Raw genomic sequence first — 20,131 nt, 5'->3', positions numbered from 1 at the left:
TTGGATAACAACATTAGAGCGATTGCCCTGGACGTTTTACTTAAAATAGAACAGAACCAGGCTTATAGTAATTTACAACTGAATCAAACATTGCAGAACTCGAATTTGAAGAGTGTTGATAAAGCACTCTTAACAAACATCGTGTACGGAACGATACAACGAAAAAACACGATTGATTTTTATTTGGATCAATTGTTGAACAAACCGATCAAGAAAAAAGACCGTTGGGTTCTTTCTTTACTGAGGCTATCTATTTTTCAGATGCTATATTTAGATAGAGTTCCTGATCATGCGATCATTCATGAGGCTGTAGAGATAACGAAAGAACGAGGAAACCAAGGACTAGCCGGTCTAGTAAACGGTATCTTACGTAAACTTCAGCGAGAAGGAACAGAAGCCATGGATAAGAAAGCTTCAGAAGGTGCGGAAAAAGAAGCTCTTTCTTATAGTATGCCTCAATGGTTGTTTGACCGCTGGAGAGATCAGTTCGGACTAGAAGATGCGGAGAAGATGGCACAATCTAACTTATTAGCTTCTCCTGTGACTGCAAGGGTGAACACGAAGAAAAGCAATAGAAAAGACGTTTTGGAGCTTCTCTTAGAAGAAGGAATTGTAGCTGAAGAAGGAGAATTGTCTCCTGAAGGTATCATCATTAAAGAAGGCTATCTTCCAGCAACTGATGTTTATAAACAAGGTCTTGTAACAATCCAAGACGAAAGTTCAATGTTAGTGGCACGGGCTGTTGATCCTGTTTCTGGAGAAACGATTCTTGATACTTGCGCCGCGCCAGGTGGGAAGTCAACTCATATGGCAGAACTGATGCAAGGAGAAGGAAAGGTAGTTTCATTAGACCTTCATTCTCATAAGATTGACTTGATCAAAAGACAAGCAGAACGTCTTGGACTTGAAAATATTGAAGCATCCGTGTTAGATGCACGAAAAGTATCTGATCAGTATGAAACAGGAACATTTGATAGAGTTCTCGTAGATGCGCCTTGCAGCGGTTTCGGAGTTATTCGTAAAAAGCCTGATCTGAAATGGTCTAAAACAGAAGAAGATGTGACAAGATTGACGAACATTCAAAGAGATATTTTGCACGCTGCTTCAGATATGGTCAAAGATGGCGGACTGCTCGTATACAGTACGTGTACAGTTGATAAAGAAGAAAACGATAACGTTGCAGATTGGTTCTTATCAAACCATCCAGAATTCGAGTGGGATTCCCAATTTGCGGAAAAAATGCCGAATAACATAAAATCCTATATAATAGATGGTAGATCAGATATTCAGATCATGCCTCATTATTTTAATAGTGACGGATTCTATATAGCAGCATACAGAAAAAAGACAACAGGTGGTGAGAAACATGCTTAAACCTTTAACAGAGAAACAAACAAAACCAAATATTAAACCTTCTATCTTTTCTTTAGAACTTCATGAGTTAGAAGCGTGGCTTACTGATATAAGAGAACCAAAGTTCAGAGGAAAACAGATCTTTGAATGGCTGTATAAAAAACGTGTGTCTTCTTTTGAGGAAATGACGAACCTTCCTTTAGGTCTTCGTGAAAAGCTCGAGAAAGACTTTTATATCAAACCATTAAAAGAAGTCGTACGTCAGGAGTCTTCGGACGGCACGATTAAGTTTTTATTCGAGCTTCAAGACGGTTATTCGATCGAAACGGTTCTTATGAGACATGAATATGGAAATAGTATTTGTGTAACTACTCAAGTAGGATGCCGCTTAGGTTGTACGTTCTGCGCTTCCACATTAGGCGGACTTAAACGTAATCTTCTAGCTGGTGAGATCGTAGCTCAAGTGCTTCAAGTTCAACGCGCGCTAGATGAAACAGAAGAAAGAGTAAGTTCAGTAGTTGTTATGGGTATCGGTGAGCCTTTTGATAACTATGAAGGGCTCATGTCGTTTCTGAAGATTATCAACCACGATCAAGGCCTTAATATCGGAGCTCGCCATATTACGATCTCCACGAGTGGTGTTGTACCTTACATCTACAAGTTTGCGGACGAGGGCATGCAGATCAATTTTGCAATCTCCCTGCATGCGGCGAACACAGAGACGAGAAGCCGATTGATGCCAGTAAACAGAATGTATCCGTTAAACGAATTGATGGATTCTATTCGTTATTACATTAAAAAGACGGGACGCCGTGTGACGTTTGAATATGGTTTGTTCGGTAAAGTTAACGATTCCGTAGAACACGCGAACGAGCTAGCAGACTTAATCAAAGATATTAAGTGTCACGTAAATCTTATCCCAGTAAACTATGTACCAGAAAGAGACTATGTCCGAACACCGAAAACACAAATTTTCAAGTTCTTAGAGACGTTAACCTCCAGAGGCATTAATGCCACCATCAGAAGAGAACAAGGACATGACATTGATGCTGCATGCGGTCAGCTGCGTGCGAAGGAACGTAAAGAAGAGACGAGGTGACGGGAAGATGCAAATTGCCTTTCAAACAGACGTTGGAATGGTAAGGAAGCATAATGAAGACAGCGGGGAAGTGTTCACAAAGGGTGAACACTTTCTTGCAGTTATCGCAGATGGAATGGGTGGACATAAAGCAGGAGATATCGCTAGCCAAGAAGCCCTTAAAGTGATGAAAGATGCATGGTCTCAATTTGAAGAAAACATGGAAAACGTAAAAGACTGGATCCAGAACGTTTTAAAAGATACGAATAAACATATCTTTGATTTTTCTCAGGAGAATCCTGAAACTAGAGGTATGGGAACTACGGTTGTGGCTGCTTTAGGTACGAATAAAGAAATTACAGTCGCACATATCGGTGACAGCCGATGTTATCTGTATTCGAATGGGGAACTGAAAAGAGTAACGGATGATCATTCACTAGTCCAAGAACTAGTGAAATCTGGTCAGATTACAGAGGATGAGGCAGAGATTCATCCAAGAAGAAACATGATCATGAAAGCTGTCGGTACTGATGAAACCGTAGAAGCTGAGTTTAATACGATCACTTGGCACAACGGTGACTATCTTTTGCTTTGTTCGGACGGTCTATCAGATAAAGTATCTTCTAAACGTCTTCAAGAAGTGTTTGAAGATCAAATGGAATCCGTTACCGAGAAGGTAGAACGATTGATCACTTGGGCAAAAGATGCCGGTGGAGAAGATAACATTACTGCTATCCTTATACAGAACAGTGCTGACACAGAAACAAAAGGGGAAGCAATAACATGATAGGAAAAAGAGTCAGTGGCCGCTACAAGCTTTTAGAAGTTATCGGTGACGGCGGAATGGCCATCGTTTATAGAGCAAAAGATTTAATATTAGATAGAGATGTAGCAGTAAAGGTTCTACGATCTGAGTTTAATAAGGACGAAGATTTCATCAGACGATTTAAAAGAGAAGCTGAATCAGCAACGAGTCTTAACCATCCGAACATTGTGAGTATCTATGATGTTGGAGAAGATGAAGAGATCTATTTTATCGTGATGGAATATGTGCAGGGAAAAACACTAAAGCAATACATAAAAGAACATGGCAAGATCTCGGTAGAAGAATCTCTGCATATTATGAAGCAGATCGTTTCAGGTATGGCGGTCGCTCATGATCATGGAATCATTCATCGCGATATTAAACCGCATAATATATTAATTACTGATAACGGTACAGCAAAGTTAACAGACTTTGGAATTGCGCTCGCTATTACTTCAGCAACGATCACGCATACAAACTCTATTCTTGGATCTGTTCACTACTTTTCGCCTGAACAAGCAAGAGGCGGTATCGCGAACGCAAAATCTGATATCTATTCTTTCGGAGCAGTACTCTATGAAATGGTTACAGGAAGAGTTCCGTTCGTTGGAGATTCGCCGGTGTCGGTTGCTTTAAAACATCTCCAAGAAAACGTGATCGAACCACGAAGATTGAATCCTGAAATCCCACAGAGTGTGGAGAATATTGTTTTAAAGTCGTTGGCGAAAAATCCTTTAAGAAGATATGACAGTGCTGATGAACTGTTGAGGGATATGAGTTCAGCGTTAGATCCAGACCGTATGTATGAACAAAAGTGGAACGAAGAAAACGAGGAAGATGAGAAAACAAAGTACATTCCTCCTATAGTCGTGCCACCAATCGAAACACCTGTGAAGAAAGCAGAAGAAGAAAGAGAAAAAGAAAAAGAGAAAAAGCCCGAAAAACCTAAGAAGAAAAGAAACTGGTGGCTTATTTTACTTATATCACTTCTTTTGTTAGGCGGTGCGGGAATAGCTGCTTTCACGATGATGCCTTCTATCTTTTATGTTGAAGAAGTCAGTGTTCCAGATGTAGCGGGAGAAGAATATGTAGATGCTTTTGATAGCTTGAGAGCCGAAGGGCTTGAAGTGAAACGGCAGGAAGTATTTGATCCCGAGATTGAAGAAGGTCTTGTAGTAAGGCAAGATCCATCTCCAGGAACAAAAGTGAAACAGCAAGCAATCGTTACGTTATTCGTATCAAAAGGACCTGAAAAGGAAAATATGCCTGATCTAGAAGGCTATAATATAGAAGATGCGAAAGAACGTTTGAAAGAAGATGGCTTCTCACAGATCAATATCGACTATGAAGAATCAGACACAGAGCCAGAAGGTACTGTGCTCGAACAAAGTCCTGATCGTGATGAAAAAGTAACACCTGCAGAAACTGAAGTTACACTAACAGTTAGTTCTGGAACACCAACCGTTCAAGTTGAAAACTTAATAGGTGCGACAGAACAAGATGTAAATACGTTTGCTAAGAATGCTGGTCTTACCGTTGAATTTTCAAAAGAGTTTTCTGATACGGTCGAAAAAGGAAGAGTGATCTCACAAGAGCCATCTCCTTTTACGCAAGTAGAAAAAGGAGCAACGATCTCTGTCGTTCTTTCTGATGGCCCAGAAGAGTCAGAAGAGCCTCCTGCTGAAGAGGAACCACCCGCCGAAGACCGTACAGTGACAAAGGATATCGAAGTTAAGCTAGATAAGAAGAACAGAAGAGAACCAGTTACAGTAAGGATTGTATATTCCGATAAAAACGCTTCAAATGAAGTTTTTGTTGAAGAACAGATTACAGACAAAAAGAAATATCAGCTGCCTCTGACGATCGCTGAGGGAGGTTCTGCTTCTTACGTTGTATATATCAACGGAAAAGAAGAGGAATCGGAGACGATAAACTATGATGATGCTAAAAGTGCTAACGCAAGAATGAGTAATGATAATAATGATGATGAGGAAGGGGACGATGGTGATTAAGCATGCCTGAAGGAAGAATTGTTAAAGCGCTCGCTGGTTTTTATTACGTTAAGGAAAATGGTAAGGCTGAAGTTTTCCAATGCAGAGGAAGAGGTAATTTTCGCAAAAAGAAAGTAAATCCATTGGTAGGGGACTGGGTAGAATACGAGTCAAGCAACATTACAGATGGATACATTCTTGATGTGAAGGAACGCAAAAACGAGCTAGTTCGTCCTCCTATCGCGAACGTGGATCAAGCCATTCTAGTTTTTTCAGCTACAGAACCAGATTTTAGCACGCTTTTATTAGACCGCTTCCTTGTTCATATTGAAGCGAACGATATCTTACCTGTTATTTGTATCTCAAAAATGGATCTTATACAGAAACCTGAAGAGATCGAGGAAATCAACCATTATATAGAGGCGTACAAAACATTAGGTTACGAAGTCATTCCAACTTCGACGAAAACAGATGATAGTCTTGAAATGTTCTATCCACTTTTCAAAGATAAAGTTACCGTGTTTGCAGGGCAGTCTGGAGTTGGTAAATCTTCCCTTTTGAATGCGATCAATCCAGAGCTTATGCTTGAGACAAATGAGATTTCAAGCCATTTAGGCCGAGGGAAGCACACGACTCGTCATGTGGAACTCATTCTCTTTGGTAATGGCTTAGTTGCTGACACGCCTGGGTTCAGCTCGCTAGATTTCTTAAATATTGAAGCGGAAGACTTATCGATGTACTTCCCAGAAATGGACGAGCTTCGGGGCGATTGCAAATTTAGAGGGTGCTCACATACGTCTGAACCGAAATGTGCAGTTAAAAAAGGGGTAGAGGACGGAGTCGTTCCAAAGTTCCGCTACGACCATTACGTAAGTTTTTTACAAGAAATTAAAGATCAAAAACGGAGGTACTGATGATTAAAATAGCTCCATCTATTCTGTCGGCTGACTTCTCAAGGTTAGGCGATGATATAAAAGCTGTAGAAGAAGCGGGTGCTGATTATATTCATGTTGATGTGATGGATGGCCATTTCGTACCAAACATCACGATTGGACCACTTGTTGTTCAAGCGATCCGACCTGTTACAAAACTTCCGTTAGATGTACATCTCATGATTGAAAATCCAGATCGATACATTGAAGAGTTTGCAAAAGCAGGTGCTGATATTATTTCTGTGCATGTTGAAGCATCACCTCATCTACATCGAACGGTTCAACTTATTAAACAACAAGGTGTAAAAGCGGGTGTGGTGATTAATCCAGCAACACCAGTCGATTCTATCAAACACATAATACAAGATGTTGACCTTGTATTGCTAATGACTGTTAATCCTGGTTTTGGTGGACAAGCGTTCATAGAGAGCGTAGTGCCCAAGATCAAAGAAGTGTCCGATCTCGTACAAACACAAGGATTGAACGTTGAGATTGAAGTTGATGGCGGCGTAAATCCAGAAACAGCTCGTCTTTGTGTGGAAGCTGGTGCGAATGTATTAGTTGCTGGTTCTGCCATTTATGGGAAGAAAGATTTAAAGGATGCAATAAAAGCCATTCGTGGTGTATAATTGATTAAAGAAAATTAAATAAGCAACCACAGGGGGAGTCCTTTAAAGGGCTGAGAGGGGAGTGTTCTCCCGACCCTTTGAACCTGAAGCTGGATCATACCTGCGTAGGGATGTGGAGTCGTATGACTTTTTGAATGTATATCTAAAAAGCAACCGAGCTCACATGCCGGTTGCTTTTTTTGTTTTTCTTTTAGCATAGAAAATAGGGGGTTATCATGTATGAAAACAAACAACATATCATTATTAACAGAAATCGCTATCATGTCTGCTTTATCATTGATTTTAGGTTTAATTAAATTTGCTGGTCCTTGGCCACAAGGTGGTTCTGTTTCGTTAGAGATGGTTCCAATCTTTTTAATGGCTTTTAGAAGAGGGCTAAAGGCAGGGGTGCTTACAGGCTTAGCTGTAGGACTGCTTCAGCTTCTTGTGAATCCTTACGTTATTCATCCAGCACAGATGATCTTAGACTATCCGTTAGCGTTCGCTCTAGCGGGCGTTGCGGGGGCATTTGCACCGTCTATCACTCAAGGTGCCAGCAGGAGAACGTTCTTGATGGTTATAGGAATTTTCGTAGGTTGCTTGTTAAGAACGATCTCACATGTATTATCAGGGGTTATATTCTTTAGTGATCTAGCAGAAGAGATGAACATATGGCTCTATTCGTTCTTATACAACGGGTCGTTCATGGTCGTTATTTTCGGGATTACTGCTCTAGTCGTTATACTACTAACAAACACAGCTCCTAAACTACTGCACGCTGCTCATAACGGTCGCCATCAAGCAGCATGAAGATAAGCATAGTTGCAGGAGGTCCGGAGCATTTGATTCCTGATTTGAAGCCATATGATCTATCATCGGATCATATTTGGATCGGTGTCGATAGAGGAACCCTCTTTTTATTGAGAAATGATATCTTTCCACTGTATGCATTTGGTGATTTCGATTCTGTTTCAGATGATGAGAGAAGAAGTATAATGAACTCTTCGATAAAAGTGAATCAATACCGATCAGAAAAAGATTCCACTGACATGGAGATCGCATTAGAGTGGGCGTTGAAACAGAATCCAGAACAAATACTCATATTCGGTGCGACTGGTGGAAGGTTAGATCACGAACTGATGAACATCCAACTTTTATTTAAAAGTCGGAACAATCATGCAGATGTAAGGATTAAGGATACAAGGAATGAGATCTCACTTCATCTACCTGGATGTTATGAAATTGAGCAAGATCACAGATACTCATATATCTCATTTCTAGCTCAAAGTGAAGCAGTAACAGGCATCACCTTAGAGGGATTTAAATACCCGTTAGACCAAGCTAAACTTCAGGCTGGTTCATCGTTATGTGTTTCCAATGAGCTTGTAAATAAAAGTGGTACTTATTCTTTTGACTCCGGCATAATATTGATGGTAAAGAGCCGTGATTAAAAAATCACGGAATACAGGCCCCAAAGCACCTTTTTATAAAAAGGGGAATAAAGTATTTATTGTTTAGCTCTTATCATTTTTTATGGGCCTGGAGGAGGGGTAAGATGAAATTTTATACCATTAAACTTCCTAAATTTTTGGGAGGCTTCGTACGTGCCGTCTTAGGTTCTTTCAAAAAAGGATAACAAACAAAAAAAGCGCCTGTGCGCTTTTTTTGTTTGTTTTTTATGAGTGGTTCTATGAAAGTAGTTGCTTTCCGCTCCAGATTGGATGATTTACTGTCCAGTTTAAAGAAAATACTGTCCGCTTGAATCTATTTTGGTCATCAAAGAGCTTTTTGGGCAAAGAAAAAAACAGCAGCGGTTGCTGCTGTTTTTATTTATACACGTTCAACTTTGCCAGATTTAAGGGCACGAGCAGATACGTATACGCGTTTAGGCTTTCCGTCCACAAGAATACGAACCTTTTGGACGTTAGCTCCCCAGCTTTTCTTTGATTTGTTCATTGCGTGAGAACGCTTGTTACCAGTTTTAGGTCCTTTTCCAGTAATAAAACATTTACGAGCCATGTAGGTGAACCTCCTTTACAGCAAAAAAGCTTTGCATCAATTCAATCGTATGTTAAATACTAAATAATATTAGCATGACTTCAGTAGCAATGCAACATATTCGTAAAAGGTTTTCAAGTAAATTTCCTTGACAATACTATTTACATAGTGTGAAATGTAGTAGTCCTTTCAAAATAGGCTGATGTATAGTAAAATATTTGTTAGCCATTTAACAAATTAAAGGGGGATATAAGCATGTCCATTGAAATGAAAACAACCTATGGTCAAATTGATATTTCTAATGAAGTAATTGCCACTATAGCCGGTGGAGCAGCAATTGATTGTTACGGAATTGTTGGCATGGCATCAAGGAAGCAATTAAAGGATGGAATAACTGAACTTTTAGGACGTGAAAATTTCTCCCGAGGGATCGTTGTTCGACAAGAAGAGGATGAAGTACATATTGACATGTACATCATCGTTAGTTATGGAACAAAGATTTCTGAAGTGGCTCATAACGTTCAGAACAAAGTGAAATATACCCTGGATCAAATGCTTGGTTTGGCGGTTGACTCAGTCAATATCTACGTTCAGGGTGTCAGGGTGACAACCCCTTAGTTAGGAGGAAGTTTTGTGTCTTTAAAAGTATTAGATGGAAAAAAGTTTTCAAAAATGGTACTCGAGGGTGCTTCAAACTTAACACGGAATGCAGCAATGGTCGACGCACTTAATGTTTTCCCTGTACCAGATGGCGATACAGGAACGAACATGAACTTAACGATTACTTCTGGTGCAAAAGAAGTAGAAAAAAACACGTCTAGTCAAATTGGCGCTGTTGCCAGTGCTTTTGCTAAAGGCTTATTAATGGGAGCGCGTGGAAACTCTGGTGTTATTCTTTCACAGTTGTTTAGAGGATTCTCTAAATCAATCGAAGGAAAAGAGACGATTAACGCTGCTGAATTTGCCAATGCATTTGATAAAGGTGTAGAAACTGCTTATAAAGCAGTTATGAAACCAGTAGAAGGTACGATTTTAACTGTAGCTAAAGACGCTGCAAAAAAAGCAGTTAAAGAAGCTAAAAAATCAGACGATATTCTATACATTATGAAAGAGCTTGTTAAAGAATCGAAAGCTTCCTTAAACCGTACTCCTGATCTACTTCCGGTTCTAAAAGAAGTTGGCGTTGTTGATTCTGGTGGACAAGGGTTAGTCACTGTTTATGAAGGGTTTTTAGCTGTACTTGAAGGCAAAGAGCTGCCGAAAGTATCTGTTAACGCTCCTTCGATGGGCGAACTTGTTAACGCAGAGCATCATAAAGCACAGATGCACATGAAGACGGAAGATATCCATTTCGGATATTGTACAGAGTTCATGGTAAGGTTCGAAGATAAAAAGATAAAAAGTAATCCATTCGATGAGATCAACTTCCGTAATGAGTTAAGTCAACATGGTGATTCCTTACTAGTCGTTGCTGATGAAGACGTGGTAAAGGTTCACATCCATACGGAGCAACCTGGTAATATGCTAACACTTGCACATCGTTATGGCAGCTTGATCAACATCAAGATCGAAAACATGCGTGAGCAGCACTCAGCGATTTTAGAGAGCGAGAACGAAGTTATCCCTTCGTACTCACAACCTGTTTCTGAAAAGAAAAAGGAATACGGAATCGTTACTGTTGCAATGGGTGAAGGAATCGAAGAGATGTTTTCATCGATGGGCGCATCAGTTATCCAAGGTGGACAAACGATGAACCCAAGTACTGAAGATATCGTAAAAGCAATTTCTGAGGTTAACGCAGAGAAAGTGTTCATCCTTCCGAATAACAGCAATATCATCATGGCATCTGAACAAGCTGCAAGTGTTGTTGATGAAGAAGTTGTGATCATCCGCACAAAAACAGTGCCACAAGGTATCGCTTCTATATTAGCTTTCAATCCTTCTGCTGATATGGCAGAGAACGAAAAGAAGATGAACGAAGCCATTACTTCTGTTAAGTCTGGCCAAGTTACTTATGCAGTTCGTGATACATCTATCGATGGTGTTGAAATTGCTAAAGGTGACTTTATGGGAATCTCAGAAGGAAAAATTCTAACTTCTAAGACAGACAAACAAGAAGTAACGAAAGAACTACTCTCAAATATGCTCGATGAAGATTCAGAGATCGTTACGATCATCTATGGTGAAGATAGCTCTGAGGAAGAGGCACAGGAACTTGCTGAATTTATTGAAGAAAAGTATCCCGATGCGGAAGCTGAAATTCATAACGGTAAGCAGCCGATCTATTCATTCATCTTATCAGTAGAGTAAAAAATGAAAAGTATTCTCTCTTAAACTTAAAGTATGATAAAGTTAAGAGGGAATACTTATTTTTATGGGAAAAAACGCAACTTGAAGGAGAACGTTATGAAATATAAAAGTGTGTTTGATATTATCGGTCCCATTATGATTGGGCCTTCTAGTTCACATACAGCCGGCGCGGCGCGCATCGGTCGAGTAGCGAGAAGTCTTTTCGGAAGGAAACCTAAATATGCAACCATATCGTTCTATGGCTCTTTTGCAAAAACCTATCGTGGTCACGGAACGGATGTTGCGATCGTTGGCGGAATCCTAGATTATGACACGTTTGATACTCGAATTGTGGATGCGCTTACAATCGCGAAGCAAGAGGGTATCGAAGTAAAGATGACCGCCGAAGATGCTATCACGGACCATCCAAACACAGCTCGTGTAATTATTGGGGATGACGACGATAAAATTGAAGTAGTTGGAATTTCGATCGGTGGCGGGAAAATTGAGATTACAGAGCTTAATGGGTTTGTACTGCGTTTATCTGGAAATCACCCAGCTCTTTTGATCGTTCATAATGATAAATATGGAGCGATAGCAGGAGTGGCAAATATATTAGCTAAGCACGAGATTAATATTGGTCATATGGAAGTATCAAGAAAAGAAAAAGGGAAAGAAGCTTTGATGGTTATTGAGATCGATCAGAATGCAGATGAGATCATCATTAACGAACTAAATTCTCTCCCGATTGTTCAACAAGTAGTAAAGATACACGATTAAGAGGTGAGAAGTATGTTTCGTAATGTAGCTGAATTAATAGAATTAGCTGAGTCGAAAAATTGTAAGATCTCAGAGATTATGATACAGCAAGAAATGGATGTTACTGGGCGTTCTAGAGAAGAAGTTCTAGGGTTCATGGATCGAAACTTAAGAGTGATGGAAGAAGCCGTCATGCGCGGAATTACAGAAGATGTGAAATCACATTCTGGTCTAACCGGAGGGGACGGAAAGCTTCTTCAAACGTATATTAAATCTGGTAAATCTCTATCAGGCGAACTTATGCTTGATGCCGTAAGCAAAGCAATGGCAACAAATGAAGTGAACGCGGCAATGGGTACGATTTGTGCAACGCCTACTGCAGGTTCTGCAGGAGTCGTTCCTGGTACTCTGTTTGCGTTAAAAGAAAAATTAAATCCTACCCGAGAACAAATGATTGAGTATTTGTTTGCTGCAGGTGCGTTTGGTTTTGTAGTCGCAAACAACGCTTCTATCTCTGGAGCTGCAGGTGGATGCCAAGCTGAGGTGGGTTCTGCTACTGGTATGGCAGCAGCGGCGATCGTCGAACTTGCAGGAGGATCACCTTCGCAATCAGCCGAAGCAATGGCGATCGCACTAAAGAACATGCTAGGACTTGTTTGTGATCCTGTCGCTGGATTAGTAGAAGTTCCTTGTGTGAAACGAAACGCGATGGGTGCAAGCAATGCTATCGTAGCGGCTGATATGGCACTTGCTGGGATCGTAAGCCGTATTCCTTGTGACGAAGTGATCGATGCGATGTACAAGATCGGTCTTTCAATGCCGTCTGCACTGCGTGAAACTGCACTTGGAGGCTTAGCAGCTACACCAACAGGAAGAGAGCTTGAAGCAAAAATCTTTGGCATCCCGCTAAACGAGAAATAAAGATGTTGAATCAATCCATAACAACAGTAAATGGCATTGGAGATAAGAAAGCTGAAGAGCTGGCTAGCATGGGTATTCATTCTGTGGAAGATCTTTTAGAATATCTGCCTTATCGATATGAAGATTACCAAAAGAAAGATCTCGCGGAAATTGCACATGATGAAAAAGCAACGATCGAAGGGAAGGTTCATTCTGAACCTTCTCTGCGTTATTTTCCGAAGAAAAAATCACGTTTAACTTTTAGGATGCTGATCGGTAAATACTTAATTACAGCTACGATCTTTAATCGCCCATTCCTTAAGAATCAGATCGCTTTAGGTCAGACGCTTACGGTGACGGGTAAATGGGATCGAAATAAAATGACGTTAACCGTTAGTGATGTTCATTTTGGAACATTCAGTGACGATCATAAAATTGAACCGGTCTATTCAGTAAAGGGCTCACTGTATGGCAAAACGATGCGTAAGATTATAGATTCCGCATTTCGTCAGTTTTCTGGTGGGATCGAGGACCCTCTTCCTGAAGAAATTCGGGAATCATATCGACTTCCAGATCGAGAATCAGCGCTTAGGATGATGCATTTTCCTGAAGATTTTAAAGCATTAAAAGCAGGAAGAAGAAGGCTGGCATATGAAGAGTTGTTGTATTTTCAACTAAAGATGCAGATTTTTAGAAAATGGAACAGACAGCAATCTGAAGGAGCAGCTTTACAGTTTGATCGAAACCAAATAGACACGTTTATTCATTCTTTACCGTTTCAGTTAACGGAAGCACAGCAGAGGGTAGTAGAAGAAATATTAAGAGATCTATCAGGTTCAAGCCGAATGAACAGGTTGCTTCAAGGTGATGTAGGCTCTGGTAAAACAGTAGTTGCAGCTGTAGCTTTATATGCCGCGGTTACGGCTAACAGGCAAGGGGCGTTGATGGTACCTACAGAGATCCTTGCTGAACAGCATTTTCAATCGTTAAAAGAGCTTTTTGCTCCGTTCGGAATAAAGGTAGCTCTTTTAACTTCTTCTGTTAAAGGGAAAATGCGTAGGGAAACATTAGCGCTTTTACAGCAAGGCGAGATTCAGATTATGGTTGGTACACATGCCCTCATCCAAGAAGAAGTGAACTTTCATAGTCTCGGTCTAGTGATCACAGACGAGCAGCACCGGTTTGGTGTTAACCAAAGAAGAGTGCTAAGGGAAAAAGGTGAGAGTCCGGATGTTCTCTTTATGACGGCGACTCCTATTCCTCGAACACTTGCGATATCGGCGTTTGGTGACATGGATGTTTCTACGATCGATGTAATGCCTGCAGGAAGAAAACCGATCATCACACATTGGGCAAAACACGGTATGCTAAACCGTGTTCTTGATTTTATAAAAAAAGAGATTGAGTCTGGCAGACAAGCTTATGTTATCTGTCCATTAATCGAAGAATCAGAAAAGATAGATGTGCAGAATGCTATAGACGTTCATGCTCAGCTAAGTGCTTACTTTCATAATTATCAAGTAGGTCTGATGCACGGAAGACTGCATTCGACTGAAAAAGATGAAGTGATGAGAAAGTTTGCAGCGAATGTTTGCCAAATCCTTGTGTCTACGACGGTTGTAGAGGTCGGTGTAAATGTTCCGAACGCTACCATCATGGTTATATATGACGCTGAAAGATTCGGACTTTCTCAACTTCATCAGTTAAGAGGGCGAGTAGGTCGTGGCAGCGAACAATCCTATTGTGTACTCATCGCAGATCCGAAATCTGAAGAAGGTCAAGAACGGATGAGGATTATGACAGAGACGACTAATGGGTTTGAGCTTTCAGAAAAAGACCTCGAGCTTCGTGGGCCAGGTGATTTTTTTGGAAATAAGCAAAGTGGTGTTCCGAACTTTAAAGTAGCGGACCTCGTGCATGATTATCGAATTTTAGAAACAGCTAGAAATGATGCGGCTAGACTTGTTCAATCAGAAGAGTTTTGGAAAGATGAAACATATCGATCGATCCGAGAAGTTTTAACAAGACAAGGTGTCCTCGATAAAGAAAGACTAGATTAATCTTGAAAGAAGAGAATTGATACTATATACTACTATTAGTACCAGCTCTTAATAGCAGAAAGATAAATTGGCAGGTACGCTGTAATAGCGTTACCTGCTTTTCTACGCACTGCATCTTCACTCACTATCTTTCTCATATATGAGACCTTTGTATGGAAGAAGGAAGAAACTATGAAAAAATCAAAAAAAGAGAGACAAGAGCTGTTAAGGGAAACGATTAAGTTAACCCCTTTTATAACAGATGAAGAATTGGCAGAAAAGTTCAGTGTCAGCGTTCAGACGATCAGGCTTGACCGTTTGGAACTTTCCATTCCAGAGCTTAGGGAAAGAATAAAGTCTGTGGCTGAAACAAAACTGGATGATGTAAAAGCACTGCCGCTTGAAGAGGTCATCGGAGAAATCATTGACCTTCAGTTAGATGAATCAGCTATTTCTATATTAGACATAAAAGAAGAACATGTTTTTTCTCGTAACAAGATCGCAAGAGGTCATCACGTTTTTGCTCAGGCGAACTCTCTGGCGGTGGCGATTATAAATGATGAACTGGCTTTAACTGCAAAAGCTAATATTCGGTTTTCTCGTCCTGTTCGAGTAGGTGAGAGAGTGGTTGCAAAAGCCAAAGTAATAGAGACGAGTCAAGAGAGAACCATAGTAGATGTTAACAGTTATGTAGAGAATGAGCCTGTCTTCAAAGGTGAATTTACAATGTATAGATCTGCACAAGATCCAAAGGAAGGAAGTTAAATCAGCATGAATATCGCAATAGATGCAATGGGTGGCGACAATGCACCAGAAGAAATCGTTAAAGGTGCAATGCTAGCTAAAGAGCAATATCCAGAGCTTTCAATTACATTAGTTGGAGATCAGGATCAGATCTTGAAACATTTGCCTGAAAAGCACGCGTTTACGATCATTCATACCGATGAAGTGATTGAAACATCAGAAGAGCCAGTTCGAGCTGTTCGCCGTAAAAAGAATGCCTCGATGGTAATCGCGGCGAATGAAGTGAAATCAGGAAAAGCGGATGCCTATATTTCAGCGGGTAACACGGGTGCATTGATGGCTAGTGGCTTGTTTTATGTTGGCCGTATTAAAGGTATTGATCGTCCAGCACTTGCTCCGACACTTCCAACTTTGAACGGCGACGGATTTTTGTTTTTAGATGTAGGTGCCAATATGGATGCGAAGCCAGAACACCTTTTACAATATGCATTGATGGGCTCTGTGTATTGGAGAGAAGTTCGAGGTGTTGAAAAGCCGCGTGTAGGATTGTTAAACGTTGGAACAGAAAGTGAAAAAGGAAACGCTCTTACTAAGGCTGCATTTCCACTCTTACAGGAAGCTGATATTAATTTTGTAGGTAATGTTGAAGCGAGAGATCTCTTAATGGGTGCCGCCGACGTAGTAGTATGTGATGGTTTTGCAGGAAACCTCGTTCTTAAATCTATTGAAGGTACAGCTATGAGCATGTTTTCAATGATTAAAGAACAGCTAACATCAAGTTTAACTTCTAAACTTGCAGCTGGGGTATTAAAACCTAAATTGAGAGGCATTAAAGATAAACTTGACTATACAGAGTATGGTGGGGCTGGTTTGTTCGGACTAGCAGCACCTGTGATCAAAGCACATGGTTCATCAAATGCCAATGCGATGTTGAATGCAATCAGACAAACAAAAAGCATGATAGAGAAAAATGTGGTACCTACGATTCAAAATCATGTACAATCCCAAGATAACAAGGAGGAGTAAGAAATGGGGAAAATCGCTTTTCTTTTTCCAGGACAAGGCTCTCAAGTAGTAGGAATGGGTAAAGAGCTAGTATCTCAGGAGGCATCAGCAAAAGCTATTTTTGACAAAGCTGATGAAAAACTTTCTATAAAGCTTTCAGATATAATTTTTGAAGGACCAGAAGATGTCCTCAAAAGAACAGAAAATACACAGCCGGCGTTATTAACGGTTTCAACAGCTGTTCTCGAACTGTTAAAAGAGCGTGGAATTCAAGCGGATTATGTGGCTGGGCATAGTCTTGGTGAGTACTCTGCACTTGTTGCAGCGGGCAGCCTTTCTTTTGAAGATGCTGTTTACGCCGTTAGAAATAGAGGGTTGCTCATGGAAGAAGCTGTTCCTGCAGGCGTAGGGACGATGGCTGCTGTGATTGGATTTGATCAAGAACGATTAGAAGCGATAACTACAGAAGTTTCTAACAGTGAAGAGAGCGTGCAAGTTGCAAATCTTAATTGTCCCGGGCAGATCGTTATTTCTGGAACCGTAGGCGGAGTTGAAAAAGCTAGTGCTCTTGCTAAAGAAGAAGGAGCAAAAGTGATTCCACTTCAGGTGAGTGGACCGTTTCATTCCTCCCTTATGAAACCTGCTGCGGAGAAGTACAACGAAATTTTAAATCAAATTGTGATAAATGAAGCAAAAACACCTGTAATCGCTAACGTAACGGCGAAAGCTATTACCGATAGTGATGAAATTAAAGGAAAGTTGATCGAACAGCTTTATTCACCAGTTCGTTGGGAAGAGACGGTTCGTGAGTTAATGGATTTAGGTGTTGATACGTTTGTAGAGATCGGACCTGGAAAAGTACTCTCAGGATTAGTTAAAAAGGTAAATCGAAGAGCTAACGTAATCGCTGTAAGTGATCTGGAAACGATTAACATGGCCGTTGAGAAACTAAAAGGAGAGTCTGTCGATGCTTAATGAAAAATCAGTTTTAGTTACAGGTGCATCTCGTGGAATTGGACGAGCGATCGCTTTGTATTTTGCAAGAAACGGCGCTAAAGTAGCGGTGAATTATTCTGGTAGTGAAGCTAAGGCTAATGAAGTCGTGAATGAGATAAAAGAAAACGGAGGGACTGCTTTTGCCATTAAAGCGGATATCTCCTCGTCAGAAGATGTGACGAATATGGTAAAAACAGTTGTTGAAGAGTTTGGAAGTCTTGACGTTCTCGTAAATAATGCTGGGATCACTAGAGATAACCTTTTGATGAGAATGAAAGAAGAAGACTGGGATGCGGTTATTAATACAAATCTTAAAGGTGTATTCCTGACTACAAAAGCTGTTACAAGACAGATGATGAAACAAAGAAAAGGTCGCATTATTAATATTGCTTCAATCGTTGGTGTATCTGGTAATGCTGGCCAAGCTAACTATGTAGCTGCAAAAGCAGGCGTGATCGGGCTAACAAAAACAGCTGCAAAAGAACTATCTTCAAGAGGAATCACGGTTAATGCGATTGCACCAGGTTTTATCGAGACGGATATGACGGGTAAACTAGAAGAAGGAATCAAGTCTGAAATGCTTCGAAACATTCCACTTGCGCGTTTTGGACAGCCTGATGATATCGCATCGGCAGCAGCTTTCTTAGCGAGTGATGCAAGTTCATATATCACTGGCCAAACACTCCATGTCGACGGCGGAATGGTGATGTAGTAAACATAAACTTTAAATGAGGCTGTTTTCGAACTTGAAGTGGTTGATTTCCGATTCAGGTGCTCGCTTTCAGGGGAGTGCGGTGAGGTATCTAGGGGCATTTCGCCCTTAGGTGTCTCACCTGTCCCGCTGATCCCCAGGGGTTTCGCACCTTATACTACAATCAACTTTTCAATGATGCCTTTTTGGAAGTACATCAAAAGTTGAAATCATAAGAAAAGAACCTTTAATGACTATAAATCCCTCTAGTTTTTTAATGGGAAAAAGAATATACTATTGAAAGGAGGTGACACACAAAATGGCAGATGTTTTAGATAGAGTTTCAAAGATTGTTGTGGACCGTTTAGGTGTTGATGCATCTGAGGTTAAGCCTGAAGCTTCCTTTAAAGAAGATCTAGGTGCTGACTCTCTTGATGTAGTTGAACTAGTAATGGAACTTGAAGATGAGTTCGAACTAGAAATTTCTGACGAAGATGCTGAGAAGATTGCAACTGTTGGTGACGTTGTAAATTACATAAACAGCAAACAATAAGTGTAAGACGGATAAAGTCCCGTGCAAAATAGCGGGGCTTTCTTCCCTTTTTAACAGGAAAAAAATTAACAGCAAAATAGCCCTTTTACGAGATTTTTGGAGGAAGTTTATGAAAGGTTCAAAACAACATTCAACTCAAAAGAAAACAGTGAAAAATCGGTTTAAATCTGCTTCCAAAAAGGGCATGGATGATAAGGTGCGCATTCAAAAAGTAGCCCCGATACAAGAGCGTTTAAACATTAAGTTTCAGAATGAAAAATTGTTAGCTCAGGCATTTACGCATTCATCATATGTGAATGAGCATCGAGGAAGAACGTTTGAGGATAATGAAAGACTTGAATTTCTAGGTGATGCCGTTCTTGAATTGACCATATCTCAATATTTATACAGCAAATTTGCAAATATGAGTGAAGGTGAGCTTACGAAACTTAGAGCAGCTATCGTATGTGAGCCATCATTAGTTCTTTTTGCAAACGACTTACACTTTGGTGAGTTTGTTTTATTGGGAAAAGGTGAAGAAAATACTGGAGGAAGATCAAGACCAGCCCTTTTAGCAGATGTTTTTGAAGCATTTATTGGAGCGCTATATCTAGATCAAGGACTCGAAAAGGTAAAAGAGTTTTTAAATCAGTATGTGGTACCACGAATAAACGAAGGTGCTTTTTCTCATGTGATGGATTTTAAAAGTCAGTTACAAGAATACGTTCAGCGTGAAGGGTTAGGTCATATCGACTATCGTATCATTCAAGAAAAAGGACCAGCACATAATCGAGAGTTTGTGTCTGAGGTAAGATTGAATGAAGCGAGTTTCGGAATCGGGTATGGAAGATCCAAAAAAGAAGCTGAACAGCATGCGGCACAAGAAGCGATAGAGAGAGTTTCTAAAAAGAGCTAAACAAAAAACCCCCTTAACATTAGGCGATAAGCCGTGTGAGGGGGTTTCTGTTACTTTGTTTTAAGGGAAGCGAGTTCTTCAACGATGCCTTCCATGTCCCGAATGCTGAAAGATGGCATCTTCATGACCATATCATAAAGTTCTTTAATGTCTTCGTACTTTGAGAGTTCATAGTCTTCTGGTTGGATGAGGCCGCTGTTAACTAGTTGCAGTTTCTTTTTTAATCCTTCGATCATAAATGATAAGTTCTCATGATTTTGAGTCGTCAAGTCCATGGTGGGCTCCTTTTTTATCCACATATCTTCATGTGAGATTTTACTAAAATGCATATATTAAGTCCAAACACATTTCATTTTAGCACACTGTAATCTTTGTGACTATGGATGAGTGAATCTATGATAAAATATAAAGGTTAAAGAATACAATACATACGCCATTTAAAAATAGAGCGCCCGAAATTATAGTTACGGGAAAGCATAATGTGAGAAGTAAAGG

The 20,131-nt window shown here is 40.3% G+C and carries 22 protein-coding genes and 1 riboswitch; of the genes, 20 read left to right on the top strand and 2 right to left on the bottom strand.

Annotation, left to right across the window (positions count from 1 at the left end; translation table 11 throughout):
• The 9 genes from rsmB to spoVM all read left to right on the top strand — a co-directional run bounded on the left by rsmB (position 1) and on the right by spoVM (position 8,403).
• The gene (gene rsmB / locus IHV11_RS09510) at positions 1-1,374 is read left to right on the top strand and encodes a 16S rRNA (cytosine(967)-C(5))-methyltransferase RsmB (RefSeq protein ID WP_197194463.1); all 1,374 of its coding nucleotides are present in this window, start codon (positions 1-3) and stop codon (positions 1,372-1,374) included.
• On the top strand, positions 1,367-2,452 hold the full coding sequence (rlmN, locus tag IHV11_RS09505; RefSeq protein ID WP_197127684.1) for a 23S rRNA (adenine(2503)-C(2))-methyltransferase RlmN: 1,086 nt from the start codon (positions 1,367-1,369) through the stop codon (positions 2,450-2,452). Before rsmB ends, rlmN begins: the two co-directional genes overlap by 8 nt.
• Entirely contained in the window at positions 2,364-3,218 is an 855-nt protein-coding gene (locus IHV11_RS09500; RefSeq protein WP_231620216.1) for a Stp1/IreP family PP2C-type Ser/Thr phosphatase, read from the top strand. Before rlmN ends, IHV11_RS09500 begins: the two co-directional genes overlap by 89 nt.
• Positions 3,215-5,248: a Stk1 family PASTA domain-containing Ser/Thr kinase gene (pknB, locus tag IHV11_RS09495; protein ID WP_197194461.1), complete on the top strand. Its 2,034-nt coding sequence runs from the start codon at positions 3,215-3,217 to the stop codon at positions 5,246-5,248. Before IHV11_RS09500 ends, pknB begins: the two co-directional genes overlap by 4 nt.
• 2 nt (positions 5,249-5,250) lie before the next feature.
• Entirely contained in the window at positions 5,251-6,141 is an 891-nt protein-coding gene (gene rsgA, locus IHV11_RS09490) for a ribosome small subunit-dependent GTPase A (protein ID WP_197127687.1), read from the top strand.
• The gene (gene rpe / locus IHV11_RS09485) at positions 6,141-6,788 is read left to right on the top strand and encodes a ribulose-phosphate 3-epimerase (RefSeq protein WP_197191178.1); all 648 of its coding nucleotides are present in this window, start codon (positions 6,141-6,143) and stop codon (positions 6,786-6,788) included. Before rsgA ends, rpe begins: the two co-directional genes overlap by 1 nt.
• Positions 6,789-6,809: 21 nt before the next feature.
• Positions 6,810-6,916, top strand: a riboswitch (TPP riboswitch).
• A gap of 91 nt (positions 6,917-7,007) precedes the next feature.
• Positions 7,008-7,577, top strand: coding sequence for an energy-coupled thiamine transporter ThiT (gene thiT, locus IHV11_RS09480; RefSeq protein WP_197194460.1), 570 nt, complete (start codon positions 7,008-7,010; stop codon positions 7,575-7,577).
• The gene (locus IHV11_RS09475) at positions 7,574-8,218 is read left to right on the top strand and encodes a thiamine diphosphokinase (RefSeq protein ID WP_197194459.1); all 645 of its coding nucleotides are present in this window, start codon (positions 7,574-7,576) and stop codon (positions 8,216-8,218) included. Before thiT ends, IHV11_RS09475 begins: the two co-directional genes overlap by 4 nt.
• A 104-nt stretch (positions 8,219-8,322) precedes the next feature.
• Positions 8,323-8,403 (top strand): stage V sporulation protein SpoVM, encoded by an 81-nt coding sequence (gene spoVM, locus IHV11_RS09470; protein WP_007202502.1) that lies wholly within the window; start codon positions 8,323-8,325, stop codon positions 8,401-8,403.
• Positions 8,404-8,597: 194 nt separating this feature from the next.
• Here spoVM and rpmB read toward each other — a convergent pair whose 3' ends face one another.
• Complete coding sequence (gene rpmB / locus IHV11_RS09465) at positions 8,598-8,786, bottom strand: 50S ribosomal protein L28 (protein WP_066240673.1); 189 nt, start codon at positions 8,784-8,786, stop codon at positions 8,598-8,600.
• A gap of 234 nt (positions 8,787-9,020) precedes the next feature.
• Here rpmB and IHV11_RS09460 point away from each other — a divergent pair, with 234 nt between their 5' ends.
• From IHV11_RS09460 to rnc, 11 genes are all read left to right on the top strand, one after another.
• The gene (locus IHV11_RS09460; RefSeq protein WP_066240675.1) at positions 9,021-9,383 is read left to right on the top strand and encodes an Asp23/Gls24 family envelope stress response protein; all 363 of its coding nucleotides are present in this window, start codon (positions 9,021-9,023) and stop codon (positions 9,381-9,383) included.
• A 15-nt stretch (positions 9,384-9,398) separates the two neighbouring features.
• Positions 9,399-11,075, top strand: coding sequence for a DAK2 domain-containing protein (locus IHV11_RS09455; protein WP_197194458.1), 1,677 nt, complete (start codon positions 9,399-9,401; stop codon positions 11,073-11,075).
• A gap of 96 nt (positions 11,076-11,171) precedes the next feature.
• Entirely contained in the window at positions 11,172-11,834 is a 663-nt protein-coding gene (gene sdaAB, locus IHV11_RS09450) for an L-serine ammonia-lyase, iron-sulfur-dependent subunit beta (protein WP_197194457.1), read from the top strand.
• 12 nt (positions 11,835-11,846) lie between these two features.
• Complete coding sequence (gene sdaAA / locus IHV11_RS09445; protein WP_197194456.1) at positions 11,847-12,734, top strand: L-serine ammonia-lyase, iron-sulfur-dependent, subunit alpha; 888 nt, start codon at positions 11,847-11,849, stop codon at positions 12,732-12,734.
• A 2-nt stretch (positions 12,735-12,736) separates the two neighbouring features.
• On the top strand, positions 12,737-14,773 hold the full coding sequence (gene recG / locus IHV11_RS09440; RefSeq protein ID WP_197194455.1) for an ATP-dependent DNA helicase RecG: 2,037 nt from the start codon (positions 12,737-12,739) through the stop codon (positions 14,771-14,773).
• A gap of 171 nt (positions 14,774-14,944) precedes the next feature.
• The gene (gene fapR / locus IHV11_RS09435) at positions 14,945-15,517 is read left to right on the top strand and encodes a transcription factor FapR (protein WP_197127695.1); all 573 of its coding nucleotides are present in this window, start codon (positions 14,945-14,947) and stop codon (positions 15,515-15,517) included.
• A gap of 6 nt (positions 15,518-15,523) precedes the next feature.
• Positions 15,524-16,522 (top strand): phosphate acyltransferase PlsX, encoded by a 999-nt coding sequence (plsX, locus tag IHV11_RS09430; protein WP_197194454.1) that lies wholly within the window; start codon positions 15,524-15,526, stop codon positions 16,520-16,522.
• A 3-nt stretch (positions 16,523-16,525) separates the two neighbouring features.
• A complete protein-coding gene (gene fabD / locus IHV11_RS09425) occupies positions 16,526-17,476 on the top strand; it encodes an ACP S-malonyltransferase (RefSeq protein ID WP_197194453.1) in 951 nt (316 codons plus the stop codon).
• Positions 17,469-18,209, top strand: coding sequence for a 3-oxoacyl-[acyl-carrier-protein] reductase (gene fabG / locus IHV11_RS09420; RefSeq protein ID WP_197127698.1), 741 nt, complete (start codon positions 17,469-17,471; stop codon positions 18,207-18,209). Before fabD ends, fabG begins: the two co-directional genes overlap by 8 nt.
• A 298-nt stretch (positions 18,210-18,507) precedes the next feature.
• Positions 18,508-18,741 carry an acyl carrier protein gene (acpP, locus tag IHV11_RS09415; protein WP_066240701.1) on the top strand — a complete coding sequence of 78 codons (234 nt, stop codon included), beginning with the start codon at positions 18,508-18,510 and terminating at the stop codon, positions 18,739-18,741.
• A 184-nt stretch (positions 18,742-18,925) separates the two neighbouring features.
• The gene (gene rnc, locus IHV11_RS09410; protein WP_231607268.1) at positions 18,926-19,636 is read left to right on the top strand and encodes a ribonuclease III; all 711 of its coding nucleotides are present in this window, start codon (positions 18,926-18,928) and stop codon (positions 19,634-19,636) included.
• 50 nt (positions 19,637-19,686) lie between these two features.
• Here rnc and IHV11_RS09405 read toward each other — a convergent pair whose 3' ends face one another.
• On the bottom strand, positions 19,687-19,911 hold the full coding sequence (locus IHV11_RS09405) for a DUF1128 domain-containing protein (RefSeq protein ID WP_144700821.1): 225 nt from the start codon (positions 19,909-19,911) through the stop codon (positions 19,687-19,689).
• Between the last annotated feature and the right edge of the window lie 220 nt (positions 19,912-20,131).

This window comes from Fictibacillus sp. 26RED30 (assembly GCF_015903845.1).
GTDB classification, from domain to species: domain Bacteria; phylum Bacillota; class Bacilli; order Bacillales; family Fictibacillaceae; genus Fictibacillus; species Fictibacillus phosphorivorans.
Note: the sequence above shows the minus strand (reverse complement) of the source record. Positions and strands in the feature narration are given on the sequence as shown.